This window comes from uncultured Aquabacterium sp. (assembly GCF_913773725.1).
Lineage (GTDB): Bacteria > Pseudomonadota > Gammaproteobacteria > Burkholderiales > Burkholderiaceae_C > Aquabacterium.
This window is the reverse complement of record NZ_CAJYGK010000135.1, coordinates 12,831-32,810: the sequence shown is the minus strand read 5'-3', so window position 1 is coordinate 32,810 and position 19,980 is coordinate 12,831. Positions and strand designations below refer to the sequence as shown.

The following is a 19,980-nucleotide window of genomic DNA, read 5'->3' as shown; positions in this document are numbered from 1 at the left end:
GTGGGGTGCCAACCGCGCCCTGACGGATGGCACCCAGGTGACGGACCATCCCAATGTGGCACGCGCAGCGGCGCGCGTGCGTGAGGCCTGGCTGGCTGCACAACGCGTGAACCTGCCCGCGCCGGTGGACGGCCATGTGGCCAAGCGCAGCGTGCAGGTGGGCCAGCGGGTGCAGGCGGGCACGCCGCTGATGGCCCTCGTCACGCTGGGTCAACCCTGGGTGGACGCGAACTTCAAGGAGAGTCAGCTGCAGCGGGTTCGCATCGGCCAGCCCGCCACGCTGACGGCCGACGTCTACGGCAGCAAGGTGGTCTACCACGGCAAGGTGGCCGGCCTCGGCGCGGGCACGGGCGCGGCGTTTGCGCTGCTGCCGGCGCAGAACGCGACGGGCAACTGGATCAAGATTGTGCAGCGTGTGCCGGTGCGCATCGAGCTGGACGCCAAGGAAGTCGCGGCCCATCCGCTGCGCGTGGGGCTGTCGATGGAAGTGGAGCTCGATGTGAGCAAGCAGGATGGCGCCGTGCTGGCAGCCACGCCGCGGGCTCGGCCCTTGAGCGAGACCACCGTGTTCGACCAGCAGGCCCGCGAGGCCGATGCCCTGGTGCGCCAGATCATCGAGGCCAACCTCGGGCATGCCGCCGCACCGGTTAGGACCGGCGCACGAGGAGCCTGATGTGAGCACCCCGCCCGTTGCCGCGGCCGGCCCGCGTCCGCTGCAAGGAGGCGAGCTGGCGCTGGGCACGGTGGCCCTGTCGCTGGCCACCTTCATGAACGTGCTCGACTCCTCGATCGCCAACGTCTCGTTGCCGGCGATCGCGGGCAACCTGGGTGTGAGCCCCACGCAGGGCACCTGGGTGATCACCAGCTTCGGGGTGGCGAACGCCATCTCGGTGCCGCTGACGGGCTGGCTCACGCAGCGCTTTGGCGCCGTCAGGCTGTTCACGGCCAGCGTGCTGCTGTTCGTGCTGGCTTCGTGGTTGTGCGGGCTGGCCACGTCGCTCGAGATGCTGATCGGGTTTCGGGTGCTGCAGGGCCTGGTGGCCGGGCCGATGATCCCGCTGTCGCAAACGCTGCTGCTCAGCAGCTACCCGCCCGGCAAGGCGGGCATGGCCCTGGCGATGTGGTCGATGACCACGCTGGTGGCGCCGGTCACGGGGCCGCTGCTCGGGGGCTGGATCACCGACAACCTGTCGTGGCCCTGGATCTTCTACATCAACGTGCCGGTGGGCCTGGGGGCCGCCGCGGTGGCGTGGCGCATCTACCAGAAACGCGAAACGCCGACGCGCAAGCTCCCCATCGACACCGTGGGGCTCGCTTTGCTCGTGCTGTGGGTCGGGGCGTTGCAGGTGATGCTGGACAAGGGCAAGGAGCTGGACTGGTTCGAAAGCGGCCAGATCGTCGCCCTGGGGCTGGTGGCCCTGATCGGCTTCGTGGTGTTCGTGATCTGGGAGCTGACCCAGGACCACCCGGTGGTGGACCTGCGCCTGTTCTCGCGTCAGAACTTCGCGTTCGGCGTGGCCACGCTGTCGATCGGCTACGGGCTGTTCTTCGGCAACGTGGTCATCCTGCCGCTGTGGCTGCAGCAGCACATGGGCTACACCGCGTCGGTAGCCGGCATGGCGGTGGCGCCGGTGGGGCTGCTGGCGATCCTGCTGTCGCCGGTGGTCGGCAAGAACATCGGGCGGGTCGATCCGCGGGCGCTGGCCACCGTGTCTTTCTGCGTGTTTGCCGTCGTGCTCTGGATGCGCTCGCACTTCACGGTGCAGGCGGACTTCACCCACATCATGATCCCCACCATCATCCAGGGCGCGGCGCTGGCGTTCTTCTTCATTCCGCTGAGCGCGATCACGCTGTCGGGCCTGACGCCGGATCGCATCCCTGCCGCCTCCGGGCTGAGCAACTTCGTGCGGATCACGGCCGGTGCCATCGGCACGTCCACCGTGACCACGGTGTGGGACCATCGCGCCACGCTGCACCATGTACACATGGTCGAGCACGTTTCGCGCACCGATCCGGGTGCGGCCGAGGCCTTCGATGTGCTGGGCCGTGCCGGCATGGGCATGGAGCAGGCGGCCGCGCAGATCACGCGGCTGATCGACCAGCAGGCCTTCACCCGGGCAGCCGACGACGTCTACCTGGCTTCGGCCCTGCTGTTTCTGCTGATGGTGCCGCTGGTCTGGATGACGCGCCCCAAACGCGCGGCTGCAGCGCCTGCGGACGCGGGCGCCCATTGAGGCTTGCGGGGGAGCATGGCTTCCCCGCTGGCGTTCACCGCGGCACGGTGTAGTGCGCATCGCCCATCAGGTCGATGCCGCACATCAACTGCTCGGCCCAGTCGATGAACTCGTTGACCGCGGCGCCCGTCATCGGGGCGCCGTGCTGCGGCACGATCATGTCGATGGGCAGGGTGCGCACCATGCGCGCCCAACTGCGCAGGATCTTGTTGGACACCATGTAGCGGCGGTGGAAGCTTTCCATGCCGCGAGGCAGCGGGTTCAGTGACCGGATCGGCTGCTTGGCCGCTTCACCCGAGAGGAAGGACACGCCGAGGTCGCCCGAGAACAGGATGCGGCTGACGGGGTCGTAGAACTGGAAGTTGCCCTCGGCGTGCATGAAGTGCGCGGGCAGGGCGATGAGGTCGTGGCGCCCCACGCGGATGCGCATGCCCTGATCCGGGATGCCGACGATGCGGCCCGTGGTCTTGCCCGGTTTGCAGAAGTGGGGCACGAAGCGCTCCCACAGGGTCGACACGTACAGCTTGGCGTCGGGCGTGGCCGTCATCCAGCGGTCCAGAGACGCGATGATGTCCGGGTCGGCGTGCGAAGCAAGGATGGCCGACAGGCGCGAGGGCGGGAAGTGCCGTGTCATGCCCAGGTAGAGCTCGCTGTAGGCCAGGTTGCCGCCCGGGTCGATGATGGCGCCATGGTCGCCATCGACGATCAGGAACTGGTTGGCCTGCACGGCCTCGCCACCCTCGTTGCTGAGGTCGGAAAACATCAGGCAGGCATGGCCCTGCTGGCGAAACAGCTCGTATGGCATCGGGTACTCCAGAATCGTCCCCGGCCCGCGCCGGTCCGCACGGCAGAAAGGGGATTGCCGAGCTTACCGATGCGTACAGTCGACTGACTTAATCCACCTCAAGGCGCAGGGTGAGGTGTCGTGAAGGCGGCACGGACCTTTTCGGACAGGGTGGCCGGGCTGTCGCCCTGGTCGCACACCACCACATGGCGGTCCGGCATGCTGCGCAGCCAGGTCACCTGCCGCTTGGCCAGCTGGCGGGTGGCGGCTACGCCGCGCTCGGTGACCTCGGCCAGCACGGCCGGGTTGTCGAGGTCCAGGCCGGCATCCAGCGCCTCCCACACCTGGCGGTATCCCACGCAGCGCATGGAGGGCAGGTCGGCGTTCAACTCGGGACGGGCGCGCAGCGCGCGGACTTCGTCCACCAGGCCCGCGGTCATCATCTGCTCGTAGCGCTGGGCCACGCGCCGGTGCAGCCATGCCCGGTCGGCCGGTTCGAGCGAGACCACGACGGCCGGACGCCGCAGCGCGGTGCCTTCGCGGCTGCGCTGCTGGAAGCTCGACAGCGGCCGCCCGGTGGCCTGCCACACCTCGATGGCGCGCTGGATGCGCTGGGTGTCACCGGGTGCCAGCCGCGCTGCGGTTTCCGGGTCGACCTGTGCCAGCTCAGCGTGCAGGGCCACACTGCCTCGGGTACGCATCCGTTCGTCGACCTCGGCCCGCACGTCCGGCGGGATGGCGGGCATTTCGTCCATGCCCTCCAGCAAGGCCTTCAGGTACAGCATCGTGCCGCCCACCAGCAGCGGCACCCGCCCGCGCGCACGGATGTCGGTGATCAGGCGCTCGGCATCGGCCACGAACCGGGCGGCACTGTAGCGCTCGGTGGGCTCCACGATGTCGATCAGATGGTGCGGTACCTGTGACCGCTCTTCGGGCGTCGGCTTGGCGGTGCCGATGTCCATGTCGCGGTAGATCAGCGCCGAGTCCACGCTGATGATCTCCAGCGGGAGGTGCCGCGCCAGATCGAGCGCGACGGCGGTCTTGCCGCAGGCGGTGGGGCCGGTCAGAACCCAGAGGGGCGAAAGGTCGGAAGGCGACGGCATGGTGTCGGGGCGGGACGCTCAGGCGGTCCTGGGGATGAGCCCGTGTCGCTGAACGCGGTGCAGGGCCACGCGCGCGGTGACGGCGCCGCCCAGGGCCATGCCCAGTGTCAGCGGGTGGATGGTGCCGGCCCAGCCGGGCAGGGCCGTCCAGCCGGACACGAGTGCGCCCACGGCAAAGGCCACGACCGACAGCACGAGCCCGGACAGCGCCGAGGCCGCGCCCGCCTGGTGCGGGAAGGCGGCGACCACGCCGGTCTGGCCACAGGGTTGGTGGATGCCGTGCCCGAAGGCGTACAGCCACAGCCCGGGCAGCAGGGCCCAGGCAGGCACGCTCCAGTCGGTCGACACCTGCACCAGGGAGATCAGCGCGCCATACAGCCCCCCGGCCAGCGGATACCAGCCAGCGCGGCGAACCGTACCCTGCAGCCCCCGGCGGCTGAGCGTGCGGCGGCAATAGAAGGTCCCCATCAGGTAGGCCAGCGAGGTGCTGGCCATCACCATGCCGTACAGCGTGCGGCTGATGCCCAGCACGTCGATGAACACGAAGGACGAGATGGACAGGAATACGAACAGCCCGCCATAGGTGGAGGCGGACAGCAGGGCGTAGCTGCGAAACAGCGGGTGCCGACCGATGCCGGCCCAGTTGCGCACCAGGGTCGACAGGGCCAGCGAGCCCTGGCGGCGCGCGATGGGCAGTGTTTCAGGCAGCCGCAGCCAGATGAAGGCCAGCACGATGGCGCCTGACACGGCCAGCAGGGCCATCGTGGCGCGCCAGCCGCCGTGGGTGGCCATCAGCCCGCCCAGGATCGGGCCGATCAGCGCAATGACGCCGAGCCCGCTCATGCCATGGGCCATCATGCGCGCACCGTCCTGCGGTTCGTACAGATCGCGCACCATGGCGCGGCCGCACATCACCACGCCGGAGAGCGTGGCGCCCTGCGCCATCCGCGCGACGATCATGATGCTGAAATCCTGCGCCAGCGTGGCCGCGACGCTGGCCAGCACATACAACGACAGGCAGGTGCGCAACACGGGCCGGCGGCCGATGCGGTCGGCGATGGGCCCCCACACCAGCTGGGTGAGCCCGAAGCTCAGGATCAGCACGGACAGCGTCCACTGCGCGAGCGAGGGCGTCAGCCCCAGGGCCCGCTGCATCTGCGGCAGGGCTGGCAGGTACAGGTCGGTCGTGACGGGCTGGAGGCCCAGCAGCATGCTGAGCGCGACCACGACCACCCAGGTCGGGATGCCGTGGTGCGTGCCGGCGGACGGCGGGGCGGCGTCAGAAGCGCTCATCCGGCCTCAGGAAACGCCATTGGCCTTGCGGCAGCTTGCTCAGTGTGACGCGACCCATGCGGACCCGCTTGAGCCCCACGACCTTGAGGCCGACCAGCTCGCACATGCGGCGGATCTGGCGCTTGCGGCCTTCGCGCAGCACGAAGCGCAGCTGCTGCTCGTTCTGCCAGGACACCTGTGCCGGCTTCAGCTGCCGGCCGTCGAGCTCCAGCCCGAAGCGCAGCCGCTCGAGGGTCTCGGGCGAGACCACGGCAGAGACGTTCTCGGAGTCCGGCTCGCTCACGCTCTGCACGCGAACCAGGTACTCCTTCTCGATGCCCGAGTCTTCGCCGATGAGCTGGCGGGCCACCCGCCCGTCCTGGGTGAGCACCAGCAGACCGGTGGAGTCGATGTCCAGGCGGCCGGCAGGCGCCAGATTGCGCAGGTGGCCACGGGTGAGCTGCAGAGGGTGGCGGTCTTCGCGCCAGCGGTTTTCCGGGCGGATCAGGGCGACGGCAGGCTCATGGCCGTCCTCGGCCTGGCCGCTGACGTAGCCGATGGGCTTGTGCAGCAGGATGGTCACCCGCTCGGCCTGCTGGGTCCGGGCCAGCGGGTCGATGGTGATGTCGACGTTCGGCAGGACCCGCACGCCGAGCTCGGCCACGACCTCGCCGTCGACGCGCACCCAGCCTTGCTCGATCCACTCGTCGGCTTCGCGACGAGACGCCAGACCTCGCTCGCTCATCAGCTTGGACAGGCGAATGCGGCCGTCGTCGGGAACCGGGCGCTCGGCCTGGCGCTCGGGGCGGGCAGTGGGCTGCGCCTCCGCGCGCGGGGCGCGTTCCGGGTACGCGGGCCGCTCCATCGGGCGGCGTGCGTCGCCCCGGCCGCCTTGCGGGGCAGGGCGTGCAGGAGGGCGACCGCGCCCGTCGCCCTGGGCCGGGCGACGGGGTTCGGCCGTGCGGCGGGCAGGCCATCCCTCGCCACTGTCATGGCGGGGGCGGTCCACAGGCTCGCTGCGCGGGGCACGAGCCGCTTCTTCGCGTGCCTGCGCGGCTTCGGCAGCCGTCATGCGCTTGCGAGGGGCGCTGCCGGCGCCGCGCACGGGCGGCTTGCGGCGCGCCGGAGCGTCACTGCTGTCGGCAGGAGCCGGGCGGCTCAGGCTGAGTTTCTTGCGTTCAGTCATGGAAAACAGGGAAAGGGCGGGTCAGCGGCCGCGCATGAAGAGCGCGTCCAGTTCCCGCAGCGTCAACTGACGCCAGGTGGGCCGGCCGTGGTTGCATTGGTCTGCGCGCTCGGTGGCTTCCATGTCGCGCAGCAGGGCGTTCATTTCGGTCAGGGTCAGCTTGCGGTTGGCACGCACCGCGCCGTGGCAGGCCATGGTGGCCAGGAGTTCGTGCTGCGCCCGTTGCACCACGTGGCTGGCATCCAGCTGGGCCAGCTCGGCCAGCACGGCACGCGCCAGGTCGACACCATCCGCCTGCTGCAGGGCCGCCGGCACGGCGCGCACGGCCAGCTTGCCGGGGCCGATGGCGTCGATGTCCAGGCCCAGGTCGGCCAGCGCCTCGCGGCTGGATTCGGCCGTTGCGATCTCGGCCGGCGTCGCGGCGAAGGTCAACGGGATCAGCAGCGGCTGGCTTTCCAGCTTTTCATGGGCCAGCTGGGCCTTGAGCCGCTCATAGACCACGCGCTCGTGGGCCGCGTGCATGTCGACGATGACCAGCCCCTTGGCGTTTTCGGCCAGCACGTAAATGCCGCCGATCTGACCGATGGCGCGCCCCAGCGGCCAGTCTTCGTCTGCAGCCTCGTTGCGCGCAAGGGCGTCGCCTTGTGTGCTGGCGGCTTCGGTGGCGGCCAGCCATGCTTGCGCAGCAGCCGATGGGGCTTCACGGGCCATGACGGTGCCAGAGGGCATCTCGGTAAGGGGTTCGCTCGCGTCGTCGCGCGCCACCACGCGGGGCAGCCGCAGGTCGGCAAACGGGTCGGGCGTACCGGTCCCCGCCGTGGGCCCGGCAGCGGCGGGACTGGCAGGCTGGGCGCCGGGCCAGCCCGCCCATCGGCGCTCGGGCTGCGCATCCGGCGGGCGCGTCCAGGACAACGTGCCCTGGGTCGCATGGGAGCCGGGCCAGGGCCGAACGGTGCGGTCTGCCCCGGTGCCGTCCGTTGCCGTGGCGGCAACCGGCGTTGCATCCGTGGCCGCCGGCGCACCCGTCTGTGCAGCCAGCCCGGGGATCAGCGGGGCGGCCTGCGCACCGGCACGAGACCGCGCCAGCGTGGCTTCCACCGCCTTGCGCACGGCCTGGTGCACCTCGCGCGAGTCCCGGAAGCGCACCTCGATCTTGGTCGGGTGCACGTTGACATCCACGCGCTCGGGGTCGATCTCGATGAACAGAACGTAGGTGGGCTGGCGGGAGCCGTGCAGCACGTCCTCGTAGGCCGACCGCACGCCGTGGGCGATCAGCTTGTCGCGCACATAGCGGCCATTGACATAGCAATACTGCCAGTCGGCCCGCGAGCGGGCTGCGTCCGGCAAGCCGGCGCGGCCGTGCACGCGCATGGGCCCGATCTGCAGGTCCACCTCGCGGCTGGTGCTCACGAAGGCGTCGCCAAGCACATCCTGCACCCGCTGGGCGGCCGAGCCCGGTCGCAACTGCTCGACCAGCTTGCCATCGTGCCAGACGGCAAAGCCGACATCGGGCCGCGCCAGCGCATGGCGCCGGACGGCTTCGAGGCAATGGGCCAGCTCGGTGGCATCGCTCTTGAGGAACTTGCGGCGCGCCGGCGTGTTGAAGAACAGCTCCCGTGCCTCGACGCTGGTGCCCACGGCCCGCGCCGCGGGTGTCAGTTCGCCGGAGCGGGCATCCAGACGGTGCGCATGCGCGTCACTCCCCGTCCGGCTGGACACCGACATGTCAGACACGGACGCGATCGCGGCCAGCGCCTCCCCGCGGAAACCCATGGTCGCCACGTGTTCGAGGTCGTCCAGCGAGCGGATCTTGCTGGTCGCGTGACGCTTGAGCGCCAGCGGCATCTCGGGCACCGGAATGCCGCAACCGTCGTCTTCGACCAGAATCTGGCGCACGCCACCGGCCATGAGTTTGACCGTCACCTGGGTGGCCCCGGCGTCCAGCGCGTTGTCGACCAGCTCGCGCACCACCGAGGCCGGGCGCTCGACCACCTCACCCGCGGCAATCTGGCTGATCAGTTCGTCCGGCAACTCCTGGATGGTGCGCCGCGCCGGGTTCCCTTCCGCCCCGCTGTGCGCGAAGGCAGAGGCATCGGGGGTGTCGGGGGCAGAAACAGGATCCGGATTCATCTTCGTATTGTAGAAGGGCAGCCCGATGCCCGCGCTTGGGGGGCTTACACCTGCGCGGCCACCGGGCTTGCTGTTCCCGTCACCCGCAGCCGCCATAATCGCCCGCCATGGACATCGCACATTTCCTGATCGATTTCATCCTGCACGTGGACAAGCACCTGGCGGAATTCGTCCAGCTCTACGGGCCGTGGGTCTACGGGCTGCTCTTCCTGATCGTGTTTGTCGAAACCGGCCTGGTCGTCATGCCCTTCCTGCCGGGCGATTCGCTGCTGTTCATGGTGGGCGCGCTGGCGGGTTCGGGTGCGATGAGCCTGCCGGTGGCCATCGCCGTGCTGTTGGTGGCCGCGATCGCGGGCGATCAGCTGAACTACACCATCGGGCGCTACATCGGGCCCAAGGTGTTCCAGTGGGAGAACTCGCGCTGGTTCAATCGCCGTGCATTCGACACCGCGCATGCCTTTTACGAGAAGCACGGTGGTATCACGATCATCATCGCCCGCTTCATGCCGTTCATTCGCACCTTCGCGCCGTTCGTGGCCGGTGTGGCGCAGATGAACCGGGCCACCTTCACCGCCTACAACGTCATCGGGGCGCTGATCTGGGTCGTGGGCCTCACGGTGGTGGGTTACCTGTTCGGCAACATTCCCTTCGTGCAGCAGCACCTCAGCAAGATCATCTGGGCGATGATCATCGTGCCGGGTCTGATCGCCATCTTCGGTGCCTGGCGCGCCGGCCGGCAGGCCCGGGCGGTCGCCTGACTGCCGGCGAGCCGGCCGAGTCGAGCCGAATCCGCTGATTGCGTCGCGCGGACCGGGGCCCGCACATCCGTGTGCGGGCCGCAGCGCTGCACGGCTCACAGCGCCCGGTTGCGGGCCAGCGGCGGGTTGCGGGCGAAGTAGCGCTGGATGCCGGCCAGCAGGGCGTCGGCCAGTTCTGCCTGGTATCCCTCGTCCTTGAGCTTGGACTCTTCCTCCGGGTTGGAGATGAAGCCGGTTTCGACCAGGATGGACGGGATGTCGGGCGCCTTGAGCACGGCGAAGCCGGCCTGCTCCACGCGTGGCTTGTGCAGCCGTCCAACCTTGCCGAGGTGCCCCAGCACCGCCTGCCCGAGCTTGAGGCTGTCCTTGATCTGCGCCGTGGTCGACATGTCGAGCAAGGTGCGCATCACCACGGCGTCCTTGGATTTGATGTTGACACCCCCGACCAGGTCGGACGCGTTCTCGCGCTTGGCCATCCAGCGCGCTGCCGCACTGGTGGCGCCCGTTTCAGAGAGGGCGAACACCGAGGCCCCCCGGGCTTCCGGGTTCATGAAGGCGTCGGCGTGGATGGACACGAACAGATCCGCCTGCACCCGGCGGGCCTTGTTCACGCGTTCATGCAGGGGCACGAAGTAGTCGGATTCCCGCGTCAGCATGGCGCGCATGCCGGGCAGGGCGTTGATGCGGGCACGCAGCTTCTGCGCGACGGCGAGCACCACGTTCTTTTCGTACAGACCGCTGGGGCCGACCGCGCCGGGGTCTTCGCCGCCATGCCCCGGGTCCAGCGCGATGATGACGAGTCGCTGTGTGGCCGGGCCGTCCGGTGCAGGTCCTTCGGGCTCGGCGCGGTCGTTGCGCGCCACGGCATTGCGGTCCGGGCGCTCGGGAGATTTCTCCGGCGTCCGGGCGGGACGCTCCCGCTCGGGCACCTTGGCCGGGCCGCCCGCCACGCGCGTGTCCCCTTCCGGAACGCTGCGTTTCAACCCGCCGATGAACTCGCCCAGCGCATCGTTCATCGCTTCGGCCGCCTCTTCGGCCGAGCGCTGTGCCGTGGTGGTGGCGGGTGAATGAACCGGCGGATGCGAACTGGGCGAGGAGGCGGGCCCGCCCTGCGGCGACGTGGTGACCGGCCCCGAAGGGGGCGCAGCACCCGGCGATGCAGTGCCCGGTGTGGTCTGCAGGGCCAGCCGCGGGTCGATCGGCGCGCCCGGGTAAAGATCGAACACCAGACGGTGCTGGTAGGCCGCCACGGGCGGCAGCCCGAAGACCTGCGGCTTGATCGCCTGCTTCAGATCGATGACCAGCCGGGCAATGGTGGGCTTGTATTGCCCGACGCGCACGCCGGCGATGTAGGGGTCGTCGTTGCGGATCTTGCGCACCAGCTCCTTGAGTTGCGAACTGAGCTCGAGCCCTTCGATGTCGATCACCAGCCGGTTGGGGCGATCGATGGCAAAGAAGGTGGCGTTGAGCGCCGTGTCGGACTCCAGCGTCACCCGCGTGTAGTCCTGGGCCGGCCACACCCGCACGGCCACCAGCTGCGCGCCCCAGGCCAGTTCCTTGGGTCCGAGGACCAGGATCAGCGTGCCGCCCAGTGCCTGCTTCAACAGGCGTCGGCGCGGGGAGGGGGGAACGCGGTCTTGCTCACGCATGGACGGGACCTCCTTCTGCTGCGGGGGACGACGGGATCACGGCCGACAGGGCGGCTCTGCCCTCGGGGCTCAGCGCTTCCAGTTTCACCTCGCGCCGGGTTTCATCGGGCACGGCGAGGTGCAGGCGCAAGTCTGGCGTGGGCAGCAGCCCCGCCGCCTTGTCCGGCCACTCGACCAGCTTCAGCCCCGGAGCGGCGAAGAGGTCGCGGAATCCCGCGTCTTCCCATTCCTGAGGGTCATTGAACCGGTAGAAGTCGAAGTGGTGCACGGTGTGGCCTGGCAGTTCATGGGGCTCGACCACCGCATAGCTCGGGCTCTTGATGCGCCCCTGCACGCCCAGGGCGCGCAGCAGGTGCCTCGTGAAGGTGGTCTTGCCGGCGCCCAGCGTGCCATGCAACTCGATCACCATCGAAGCCCCCCCTTCCAGGCCGGCGCGCAATGCCTGAGCCAGCGCGGTGGCGGTTGCAGCGCAGGCAGACTCGTCCCGCCAGGTCAGGTCGACCTCGCTGGCAACAGAGGCAGTCGGGCTTGCTACGATGGTCACATGCGTCATGAATTGCGGTCACCCGGGCAGGATCTGTGCGCAGGCTCATCCAGTGCGCCTGCGCATCAGGCGCTGTCGGACCCAAACGACGTGTTGGACGCACTGCGTGAATGGGCCAGAGAACTGGGATTTTCCCAGATTGGCGTAGCAGATGTCGACTTGTCAAGTGCCGAGCCGGGTCTGATGGACTGGCTGGCGCGTGGTTTCCACGGCGAGATGCACTACATGGCTTCGCATGGGCTCAAGCGGGCGCGGCCTGCCGAGCTGGTACCGGGCACCGTGAGGGTGATCACTGCGCGCATGGATTACCTGCCTGCCGGGCTGACACCGGGGTGGCAGCGCATCGAGTGGGACCGGTTGGCCGACCCGGCGCGCGCCACGGTGTCCGTGTATGCGCGGGGGCGGGACTATCACAAGGTGCTGCGCGCACGCCTGCAGAAGCTGGCCGACAGGCTGGCCGCCCTGATCGGCCCGTTCGGGCACCGCGTGTTCACCGATTCGGCCCCGGTGCTGGAGGTGGAGCTGGCCAGCCGCAGCGGCCTGGGCTGGCGAGGCAAGCACACCTTGCTGCTGTCGCGCGAGGCCGGCTCGACCTTTTTCCTCGGCGAGATCTATGTGGACGTGGCGCTGCCTGTGACAGAGCCCGAATCCGCCCACTGTGGCTCCTGCAGTGCGTGCATCACGGCCTGCCCCACGCAGGCCATCGTGGGCGAGCGGCGGGTCGACGCACGCCGGTGCATCTCGTACCTCACGATCGAGCACGCGGGCCCCATCCCCCTGGCGCTGCGGCCGTTGATGGGCAACCGCATCTACGGCTGCGATGACTGCCAGCTTGCCTGCCCCTGGAACAAGTTCGCCCAGCCCGCGCGGGTGGTCGACTTCGATGTGCGGGCACCCCTGGCCAACCCTGATCTGCTGGGCCTGTGGGCATGGGACGAGGCCACCTTTCTGCGTTGGACGGAAGGCAGCCCCATCCGTCGGATCGGGCATGTGCGCTGGCAGCGGAATCTGGCGGTCGCTATGGGCAACGCGCTGGCCGCGCCCCAACTGCCCGTTGCACAGCGCGAGGCCGTGCAGGCAGCGCTGGCCGGCTGGTCGGGTCGCACGCCCTTGACGGGCGACGACCACGCGTTGGTGGCCGAGCACGTGCAGTGGGCGATGGCCCAGGCCCAGACATTCTGAGGGCCTGGCGTCCCGCCCGGTGGCAGGTCAGTCGTTGACGAGCACGACCTTGCCTCGTACCTGGCGTGTGCCCATCAGCGCGAACGCTTCCTTGAGCTGGCCCATGGGCAGCTTGTGTTCGATCACCGGCTTGATCTTGCCTTCCAGGTACCAGGCGGCCAGCTGCATCAGGCAGGCGGCATTGGCTTGTGGCTCCCGGCGGGCAAATTCGCCCCAGAACACCCCGACGATGGAGGCGCCCTTCAGCAGGGCCAGGTTCAGCGGCAGGTTGGGGATCTGCCCGTTGGCAAACCCGACGACCAGCAGGCGCCCGCGCCAGCCGATCGACCGGAAGGCCTGCTCTGTCAGCTCGCCGCCCACGGGGTCGTAGATCACATCCGGGCCCTTGCCGTCGGTCAGGGCCTTGAGGGCGTCGCGGAGGTTCTCGGTGCCGTAGTTGATGGTGGCGTCGGCGCCCAGCTCGCGGCACAGCGCGCACTTCTCGTCGGTGGAGGCCGCCGCGATGACCCGCGCGCCGGCCGCCTTGGCGATCTGGATGGCTGCGGTGCCCACGCCCCCGGCTGCACCGAGCACCAGCACGGTTTCACCGGCCTTGAGGGCGGCACGGTCCATCAGTGCGTGGTAGGTCGTGCCGTAGGTGCACAGGAAGGCGGCGGCGTCCTCGAACGAGAAGGCCGGCGGCAGGGGCATCAGCACCGCAGCCGGCGCCACGGCGTGGGTACCGAACCCGCCCGTGCCCGCAAAGCCCGCCACGTGGGTGCCCACGGCCAGATGCTTGACGCCTTCCCCCACGGCTTCGACCACACCGGCAAACTCGGCACCGGGCACGAAGGGCAGCGCCGGCTTCATCTGGTACTTGCCCTGCACGATGAGCAGGTCGGGGAAGTTCAGGCTGGCGGCCTTGATGGCGATGCGCACCTCGCCCTTGCCAGGCTCGGGGGTGGGTTGAGCCTGCCAGACGAGTTGATCGGGGCCGGCGAATTCGTTGCAGATCCAGGCGTGCATGAGGGTTTGTCTCCTGAAGAAAAGAAAGGTCCGTCGAGGGACTCTGAGGTGGTGTCCGCTGCAGTATCACATCGCACTGCGGAAAAAAGTGTCGGCCTGGCGAACATCCGGGCGCCTAGAATCCCCGGCGTCCTGTTCCGCCCCTGGTGGGGCAGGGCCTGTTGTCCCACCTGATTTCCCGGGCTGACCGGGCCCCGGTTGCATGCCTGTCCTGCCTGCTGTTCGCGCTGATGCCGCCCGCCTCGACCCGACCCTCGTGCGGTGGTTGTGGGCGGTCGGTCTGCTGTCCTTGTGTTTCAGGGCCTGGTGGTCGGCCACGCTGCCCATGACGGGCGATGAGGCGCTGTTCTACTGGTGGGCGCGCTTCCCCGATTACGGCTATTACGACCATCCGCCCATGGTGGCCTGGTGGATCATGGGCGCGCGGGCCCTGTGGGGCGACGCCGCCTGGGCCATCCGTGTGCCGATGCTGCTTCTGCCCCTGGGGGTCGGCTGGGCCATCTGGTGGGCCTGGAGCCCGGTCGACCGCACGCGGGCCGCATGGGCGGTGCTGCTGTACTGGCTGATGCCGATGAACTGGCTGAATGCCTTGATGACGACCGATTCGCCGCTGATCCTGTTTGCGGCCTGGTCGGTGGCGGCGCTGGTCCGCGCGGAACGCCAGTCGGTCCGTGGGCGTCCGGCCTGGGGGCTGTACGCGCTGAGCGGCGTCGCCATCGGCCTGGCCTTCCTGTCGAAGTACTTTGCGGTGCTGCTGGGGCTGGCCTACCTGGTCTACTTTGCGGGCTGGGCGCGTGCGCGCTGGCGCGGCCTGCTGGTGCTGGTGGCATGCGGGCTGCCGGCTGCCATCCTGAACCTGTGGTGGAACCTGGACCACTGCTGGACGAACATCATGTTCAACGTCTTCAACCGCAACGAGGACGCCGATTTCGGCCTGGACAAGGTCGGGGCCTATGTGGCCACGCTGCTGTACCTGCTGGGCCCCGTGTGGGTGTGGTGCGCTTGGCGAGCGCGAGGCCGCTGGCGTGCAGCCTGGCAAGGGCATGCGCTGCTGGTGTGCGTGGCCGTGGTGCCGCTGGCCTGCTTTGCGTTGATGGCCGGCCGCAAGGTGATCGGACTGCACTGGCTTCTGGCGTTCTACCCCTTCCTGATCGCGCTGCTGACGTGGCTGGTGCCGGCCGAGCGACTGACCGGGGTGAGGCGCGGCCTGGCCTGGTTTCTGGGGCTGCACCTGGTGCTGGTGCTGGGCATCGCCCAGACGAACCTGTCGCAGTGGCAGTCGTTCAAGCATTACAAGCGCGTGGTGGAGGCCGTGCGAGCGCCCGAACTGGTTCGGCAGGTGGCTGCGCCGGACGTGGTGCTGATGGCCCATGCGTACTCGGCCGCCTCGCTGTACGGCCATGCTGCCGGCGTCCATGTGCCGGTGTTCGGCCTGGGCAGCTTCCATGCGCGGCAGGACGACCTGGTGGTGGACTACAGCCGCTTCGATGGCCGCACCATCCGCGTGCTGCGCACCAGCGCACCGGCCCCGGGCGAGTACGAGCCCTTCTTCGCAAGCGTGCGCACCTGGCAGATCGTGCAGGATGGGCAGCCCTTTCACGTGATCGAAGGGCGGGGCTTCGACTACGTGGCCTACCGTGAACGGGTGCTCCGGGAAGTGAACCGCCGGTACTACGCCTTCCCGTCATGGCTGCCGGTGCGTGGATGCGTCTTCTGCGAGCGCCTGTGCGGGGCACCTCGCTGCGCCCCTTGAGCGGGATGGTCGGTGCGTCTGCCGCGCAACGGTACCGACCCGATCCGATGCAGTGTCATCGTCATGACGCAGGCTGTCTGGCGACGTGGGCGGGGCCTGTCGAGGGCGAGGGCTAGAATTCGGCCTCCATTCATGCCCTGAAGCGTCGCGTCACCATGTCCGCTCCCGAGTCGCCTTTGCCCGTGGTCATCATTGGTGCCGGCCTGGCCGGCCTGACCGTGGCGCTGAACTTGGCCGAGACGCAGCCCGTGATCGTGCTGGCCAAGCGTCAACTTCAAGAGGCCGCGACGGCGTGGGCACAAGGCGGCATCGTCGGGGTGCTGGGCAGCGACGACAGCGTCGAATCCCATGTGCGCGACACCCAGGAAGCCGGGGCCGGCCTGGTGGACGAGCGCACCGCCGAGTTCATCGCCCGCCACAGCGCCGAAGCCGTGGAGTGGCTGGTGGCCCGGGGCGTGCCGTTTTCGCCCGATCCGGAAGGCCCACTGGGCCTGCACCTCACCCGCGAGGGGGGGCACGCCGTGCGCCGCATCGCACACGCCGCCGATGCCACCGGCAAGGCCATCCACGACGTGCTGCTGGACGAGGTCAAGAAGCACCCGAACATCACACTGCGCGAGCGCTGGATGGCGGTGGACCTCATCACCCAGCGCCACCTCAAGAAGCCGGCGGGCGAGAAGGCCTCCGACCGGCGCTGCCACGGCGTGTACGCGCTGAACATCGACACGCACGAGGTGGAAACGCTGGCGGCTTCGGCCGTGGTGCTGGCCACGGGGGGCGTCGGCAAGGTGTACCGCTACACCAGCAACCCGGACACCTCGACCGGCGATGGCATTGCCATGGCCTGGCGTGCCGGCTGCCGTGTGGCGAACATGGAGTTCATCCAGTTCCACCCGACCTGCCTGTATCACCCGCAGGAGCGCAGCTTCCTGATCACCGAAGCGCTGCGCGGCGAGGGGGGCATCCTGAAGCTGCCCGATGGACACCGCTTCATGCCCGACCACGACGAACGTGGCGAGCTGGCGCCGCGCGACATCGTGGCACGCGCCATCGACTTCGAGATGAAGAAGCATGGCGTCGACCACGTGTGGCTGGACGCCACGCACCTGGGCGAGGCCTTTCTGCGTTCGCACTTCCCGACGATCTACGCACGCTGTCTGGAGCTGGGCATCGACATCGCGCGCCAGCCGATCCCGGTGGTGCCGGCGGCGCACTATACCTGCGGCGGCGTGGTGACGGACCTGCACGGCCGCACCGACCTGCCTGGCTTGTACGCTGTGGGCGAGACCACCTATACCGGCCTGCACGGTGCCAACCGTCTGGCCAGCAACTCGCTGCTCGAATGCGTGGTGCTGGGCAAGACCTGCGCCGACGACATCCAGACCCAGATCCCGAAAGCTGCCCCGCGGGTGCAGGCCTGGGACGAGAGCCAGGTGATCGATGCCGACGAAGAGGTCGTGATCGCCCACAACTGGGACGAGTTGCGCCTGCTGATGTGGAACTACGTGGGCATCGTCCGCACGACGCGCCGCCTCGAGCGCGCGCTGCACCGCATCAAACTGCTGCGCTCCGAGATCGACGATTACTACGCGGCCTTCCGCGTCACGCGCGACATGCTGGAATTGCGCAACCTGGTGGACTGCGCCGAGCTGATCGTGCGCTCGGCCCTGTCGCGCCAGGAAAGCCGCGGGCTGCACTACAGCCGCGACTACCCCTACACGCTGCCGGCCAGCTTCCCGACCATTCTGTGCCGAAAGGCCAAGAAGAAGGACAAGGACGCCTGGTTGCCCTGATCGGCGTTCAGCGCCGTGCCCGCATGGCGTAGCGGGCCTGGACGAACTCGAAGGCGAACAGCACCGCCTCGCGGATGGCCTGCTCGCTTTCCTGGCGTTCCTTCTCGGTCATGTGAAAGGACAGGTCCACCTGATGGCGGATGTAGCGCGGGGGCAGCCTGTTGAGGGCCACGCAGGCGACGTCCGGGTGATGGTCTTCCGTCAGCAGCGGGTAACCCGGTGCCAGGTCGACGACGAGATCGACCACCAGACGCTCGTAGTAATTGTGCAGGGAAGTGAAATCGGCCGGCATGGTGTGGCAGAAAAGCCCAATGGTCGCAGTGTGGCGCAGGCTGCGCAGGCCGGGCCATGAAAAAGGGCCCGTCAAGGGCCCTGGTTCGGCAATATGGCGCAGGCCGTCACGCTTTGAGTCGGCCTGTTGGCGCGGCGGGTTCAGCCGCCGATGCGTTCCAGCACACGCAGCGAGAAATCGACGGCCTTCACGTCTTTGGTGAGTTTGCCCACCGAGATGCGGTCGACCCCGGTTTCTGCGATGCCACGCAGCTGGTCCATGGTCACCCCGCCTGAGACCTCGAGCAGCGCCTGGCCTTGTGTGAGCTGCTGGTTCAGGGCCACGGCCTCGCGCATCATGTCGTTGCTGAAGTTGTCCAGCAGCACGCTGGTGGCGCCGGCCGCCAGGGCTTCGCGCAGCTCGTCGAGGTTCTCGACCTCGACCTGGATGGTGATCTGCTCGCGCTGCGGCGAGGGCTGCGCGGCCACCAGGGCCTGCGCGTTCTTCACGGCGGCCGTCACGCTGCCGGCGGCGGCAATGTGGTTTTCCTTGATCAGGATGCCGTCGTACAGGGCCAGGCGCTGGTTGGCGCCCCCGCCCACACGCACGGCGTACTTCTGCGCCAGGCGCAGGCCGGGCAGGGTCTTGCGGGTGTCGAGCACCACGCAGCCGCGCGGGTTGGGCGAGGCGCCGGCAATGGCGTCCATGTGCTTGCGGGTGTGCGTGGCCACGGCCGACAGCGTCTGCAGGAAGTTCAGGCCCGGGCGCTCGGCGGTCAGCAGCGCGCGCGCATCGGCTTCGATGGCGCACACCTCGGTGTTCGGCTGCATCAGCGCGCCTTCCGCATAGGCCCAGGTGATGCGGGCGGTGGCGTCGAGCTGGTTCAGGCAGGCCTCGAACCAGTCACGGCCGCACAGCACGGCTTCTTCGCGCACGATGAGGCGGGCCTTCACGCGCTGGCCGGCGGGCACGAGCTGCGCGGTCCAGTCGCAGACACCGACGTCTTCGAACAGCGCATCGCGCACATTGCGGGCGCGGGCTTCTTCCAGGGTTTCGTTGTGGTCGAACATGGATGGGGTCTTGTAGTGTTCTGCGGTGCCGTGGATCAGGCCGCGCCGATGTTGGGCACGAAGCCCTGCGCGGGCTTGGTGATGGCCGACGGGTTGGCGGCCACGAAGTCCAGCATGCGGTCGATGCAGCCCTTGGCCTTGGCGCGTGTGGGCTCGTCCACGGTGATTTCGCCCGTGCCTTTTTCCAGGCAGTCGAGCACACCCTGCAGGCCGTTCATGGCCATCCACGGGCAGTGCGCGCAGCTCTTGCAAGTGGCGCTGTTGCCGGCGGTGGGCGCTTCGATCAGCGTCTTGCCCGGGGCCAGTTGGCGCATGCGGTGCAGGATGCCGTTGTCGGTGGCAACGATGAACTCGCGTGCGGGCGACTCGATCACGGCCTTGAGCAGCTGCGAGGTCGAGCCGACCACGTCGGCCTGGTTGACCACGCTCTCGGGCGATTCGGGGTGCACCAGCACCAGGGCCTCGGGGTGGTCCTTCTTGAGCAGGTCCAGCTCCAGGCCCTTGAACTCGTCGTGCACGATGCAGGCGCCGTTCCACATCAGCATGTCGGCACCGGTCTGCTTCTCGATGTAGCGGCCGAGGTGGCGGTCGGGTGCCCACAGGATCTTCTCGCCCTGGGCTTTCAGGTGGTTGACGATGGCCAGCGCACAAGAGCTGGTCACCATCCAGTCGGCACGGGCCTTCACGGCGGCGCTGGTGTTGGCGTAGACCACGACCTTGCGGTCAGGGTGGGCGTCGCAGAACTTGGCGAAGTCGTCGGCGGCGCAGCCCAGGTCGAGCGAGCAGGTGGCGTCCAGATCGGGCATCAGCACGCGTTTTTCCGGACTGAGGATCTTGGCCGATTCGCCCATGAACTTCACGCCCGCCACGATCAGGGTCTGGGCAGCGTGGTCGCGGCCGAAGCGGGCCATCTCCAGCGAGTCCGACACGAAGCCGCCGGTCTCCCAGGCCAGGTCCTGCAGGTCGCCGTCGACGTAGTAGTGCGCCACCAGCACGGCGTTCTGGCGCTTCAGCTCGGCCTTGATCCGCTCTTTGACGCGGGCCTTCTCGTCGGCCGCCAGCGGTGCGGGCACCTTGGCCCACGCGTGGGCCGTGCAGGTGGCGCCAGTGGCGTCCTGGCGGTCGTAGTCGTATTCAACGGTCTGGGCGGTGGACATGGCGGAGTGTGGGGTCGATGGCTTTTGGGGGGCGGTAGAACGCCAGGATCGCGATGATGGCCGATCTGCAGATGCGGTGCTCTTGCACG

General features: G+C 68.8%; 16 protein-coding genes and 1 pseudogene. 6 read left to right on the top strand and 11 right to left on the bottom strand.

What is annotated here, in order from left to right:
- Positions 1–673: HlyD family efflux transporter periplasmic adaptor subunit (locus QZ709_RS15935; protein ID WP_294638382.1), on the top strand; the 673-nt coding region annotated here is incomplete at its 5' end.
- Position 674: 1 nt separating this feature from the next.
- Positions 675–2,234, top strand: a complete 1,560-nt coding sequence (locus tag QZ709_RS15930; protein WP_294638381.1) for a DHA2 family efflux MFS transporter permease subunit — start codon at positions 675–677, stop codon at positions 2,232–2,234.
- Between the two features lie 34 nt (positions 2,235–2,268).
- Here the strand turns inward: QZ709_RS15930 and QZ709_RS15925 are convergent, their stop codons facing one another.
- The 5 genes and pseudogenes from QZ709_RS15925 to mutL form a co-directional block, all read right to left on the bottom strand.
- The gene (locus QZ709_RS15925) at positions 2,269–3,039 is read right to left on the bottom strand and encodes an MBL fold metallo-hydrolase (RefSeq protein WP_294638379.1); all 771 of its coding nucleotides are present in this window, start codon (positions 3,037–3,039) and stop codon (positions 2,269–2,271) included.
- Between the two features lie 98 nt (positions 3,040–3,137).
- Positions 3,138–4,121 carry a tRNA (adenosine(37)-N6)-dimethylallyltransferase MiaA gene (gene miaA / locus QZ709_RS15920; RefSeq protein WP_294638377.1) on the bottom strand — a complete coding sequence of 328 codons (984 nt, stop codon included), beginning with the start codon at positions 4,119–4,121 and terminating at the stop codon, positions 3,138–3,140.
- Between the two features lie 18 nt (positions 4,122–4,139).
- On the bottom strand, positions 4,140–5,414 hold the full coding sequence (locus QZ709_RS15915) for a multidrug effflux MFS transporter (RefSeq protein ID WP_294638376.1): 1,275 nt from the start codon (positions 5,412–5,414) through the stop codon (positions 4,140–4,142).
- Positions 5,401–6,162 (bottom strand): annotated as a pseudogene (locus QZ709_RS15910) (pseudouridine synthase); the annotation flags it as partial. The pseudogene QZ709_RS15910 and the gene QZ709_RS15915, both read right to left, overlap by 14 nt.
- A gap of 438 nt (positions 6,163–6,600) precedes the next feature.
- The gene (mutL, locus tag QZ709_RS15905) at positions 6,601–8,709 is read right to left on the bottom strand and encodes a DNA mismatch repair endonuclease MutL (RefSeq protein WP_294638375.1); all 2,109 of its coding nucleotides are present in this window, start codon (positions 8,707–8,709) and stop codon (positions 6,601–6,603) included.
- A 107-nt stretch (positions 8,710–8,816) separates the two neighbouring features.
- On the opposite strand from mutL, the gene QZ709_RS15900 reads away from it, so the two are divergent.
- A complete protein-coding gene (locus QZ709_RS15900; RefSeq protein ID WP_294638374.1) occupies positions 8,817–9,467 on the top strand; it encodes a DedA family protein in 651 nt (216 codons plus the stop codon).
- A gap of 95 nt (positions 9,468–9,562) precedes the next feature.
- Here QZ709_RS15900 and QZ709_RS15895 read toward each other — a convergent pair whose 3' ends face one another.
- A complete protein-coding gene (locus QZ709_RS15895) occupies positions 9,563–11,116 on the bottom strand; it encodes an N-acetylmuramoyl-L-alanine amidase (RefSeq protein WP_294638373.1) in 1,554 nt (517 codons plus the stop codon).
- On the bottom strand, positions 11,109–11,669 hold the full coding sequence (gene tsaE / locus QZ709_RS15890) for a tRNA (adenosine(37)-N6)-threonylcarbamoyltransferase complex ATPase subunit type 1 TsaE (RefSeq protein ID WP_294638372.1): 561 nt from the start codon (positions 11,667–11,669) through the stop codon (positions 11,109–11,111). The genes QZ709_RS15895 and tsaE overlap by 8 nt, the downstream gene beginning before the upstream one ends.
- An 81-nt stretch (positions 11,670–11,750) precedes the next feature.
- Here tsaE and queG point away from each other — a divergent pair, with 81 nt between their 5' ends.
- Entirely contained in the window at positions 11,751–12,842 is a 1,092-nt protein-coding gene (queG, locus tag QZ709_RS15885; protein ID WP_294638371.1) for a tRNA epoxyqueuosine(34) reductase QueG, read from the top strand.
- Between the two features lie 27 nt (positions 12,843–12,869).
- Here queG and QZ709_RS15880 read toward each other — a convergent pair whose 3' ends face one another.
- A complete protein-coding gene (locus QZ709_RS15880; RefSeq protein ID WP_294638370.1) occupies positions 12,870–13,847 on the bottom strand; it encodes an NADPH:quinone oxidoreductase family protein in 978 nt (325 codons plus the stop codon).
- A gap of 202 nt (positions 13,848–14,049) precedes the next feature.
- Between QZ709_RS15880 and QZ709_RS15875 the strand changes: the two genes are divergently transcribed.
- The gene (locus tag QZ709_RS15875) at positions 14,050–15,600 is read left to right on the top strand and encodes a glycosyltransferase family 39 protein (RefSeq protein ID WP_294638369.1); all 1,551 of its coding nucleotides are present in this window, start codon (positions 14,050–14,052) and stop codon (positions 15,598–15,600) included.
- 155 nt (positions 15,601–15,755) lie between these two features.
- The gene (nadB, locus tag QZ709_RS15870) at positions 15,756–17,393 is read left to right on the top strand and encodes an L-aspartate oxidase (RefSeq protein WP_294638368.1); all 1,638 of its coding nucleotides are present in this window, start codon (positions 15,756–15,758) and stop codon (positions 17,391–17,393) included.
- 7 nt (positions 17,394–17,400) lie between these two features.
- Here nadB and QZ709_RS15865 read toward each other — a convergent pair whose 3' ends face one another.
- The 3 genes from QZ709_RS15865 to nadA all read right to left on the bottom strand — a co-directional run bounded on the left by QZ709_RS15865 (position 17,401) and on the right by nadA (position 19,891).
- Entirely contained in the window at positions 17,401–17,685 is a 285-nt protein-coding gene (locus tag QZ709_RS15865) for a late competence development ComFB family protein (protein WP_294638367.1), read from the bottom strand.
- 140 nt (positions 17,686–17,825) lie between these two features.
- A complete protein-coding gene (nadC, locus tag QZ709_RS15860) occupies positions 17,826–18,734 on the bottom strand; it encodes a carboxylating nicotinate-nucleotide diphosphorylase (RefSeq protein WP_294638366.1) in 909 nt (302 codons plus the stop codon).
- 35 nt (positions 18,735–18,769) lie between these two features.
- A complete protein-coding gene (gene nadA, locus QZ709_RS15855; RefSeq protein ID WP_294638365.1) occupies positions 18,770–19,891 on the bottom strand; it encodes a quinolinate synthase NadA in 1,122 nt (373 codons plus the stop codon).
- Positions 19,892–19,980: the final 89 nt, after the last annotated feature.

Coding starts and splice junctions, on each gene's coding strand:
- nadB (WP_294638368.1), top strand. CDS start 15,756: ATGTCCGCTCCCGAGTCGCCTTTGCCCGTGGTCATCATTGGTGCCGGC.
- QZ709_RS15895 (WP_294638373.1), bottom strand. CDS start 11,116: ATGCGTGAGCAAGACCGCGTTCCCCCCTCCCCGCGCCGACGCCTGTTG.
- QZ709_RS15865 (WP_294638367.1), bottom strand. CDS start 17,685: ATGCCGGCCGATTTCACTTCCCTGCACAATTACTACGAGCGTCTGGTG.
- QZ709_RS15880 (WP_294638370.1), bottom strand. CDS start 13,847: ATGCACGCCTGGATCTGCAACGAATTCGCCGGCCCCGATCAACTCGTC.
- QZ709_RS15915 (WP_294638376.1), bottom strand. CDS start 5,414: ATGAGCGCTTCTGACGCCGCCCCGCCGTCCGCCGGCACGCACCACGGC.
- mutL (WP_294638375.1), bottom strand. CDS start 8,709: ATGAATCCGGATCCTGTTTCTGCCCCCGACACCCCCGATGCCTCTGCC.
- nadA (WP_294638365.1), bottom strand. CDS start 19,891: ATGTCCACCGCCCAGACCGTTGAATACGACTACGACCGCCAGGACGCC.
- nadC (WP_294638366.1), bottom strand. CDS start 18,734: ATGTTCGACCACAACGAAACCCTGGAAGAAGCCCGCGCCCGCAATGTG.
- tsaE (WP_294638372.1), bottom strand. CDS start 11,669: ATGACGCATGTGACCATCGTAGCAAGCCCGACTGCCTCTGTTGCCAGC.
- QZ709_RS15875 (WP_294638369.1), top strand. CDS start 14,050: ATGCCTGTCCTGCCTGCTGTTCGCGCTGATGCCGCCCGCCTCGACCCG.
- QZ709_RS15925 (WP_294638379.1), bottom strand. CDS start 3,039: ATGCCATACGAGCTGTTTCGCCAGCAGGGCCATGCCTGCCTGATGTTT.
- miaA (WP_294638377.1), bottom strand. CDS start 4,121: ATGCCGTCGCCTTCCGACCTTTCGCCCCTCTGGGTTCTGACCGGCCCC.
- QZ709_RS15900 (WP_294638374.1), top strand. CDS start 8,817: ATGGACATCGCACATTTCCTGATCGATTTCATCCTGCACGTGGACAAG.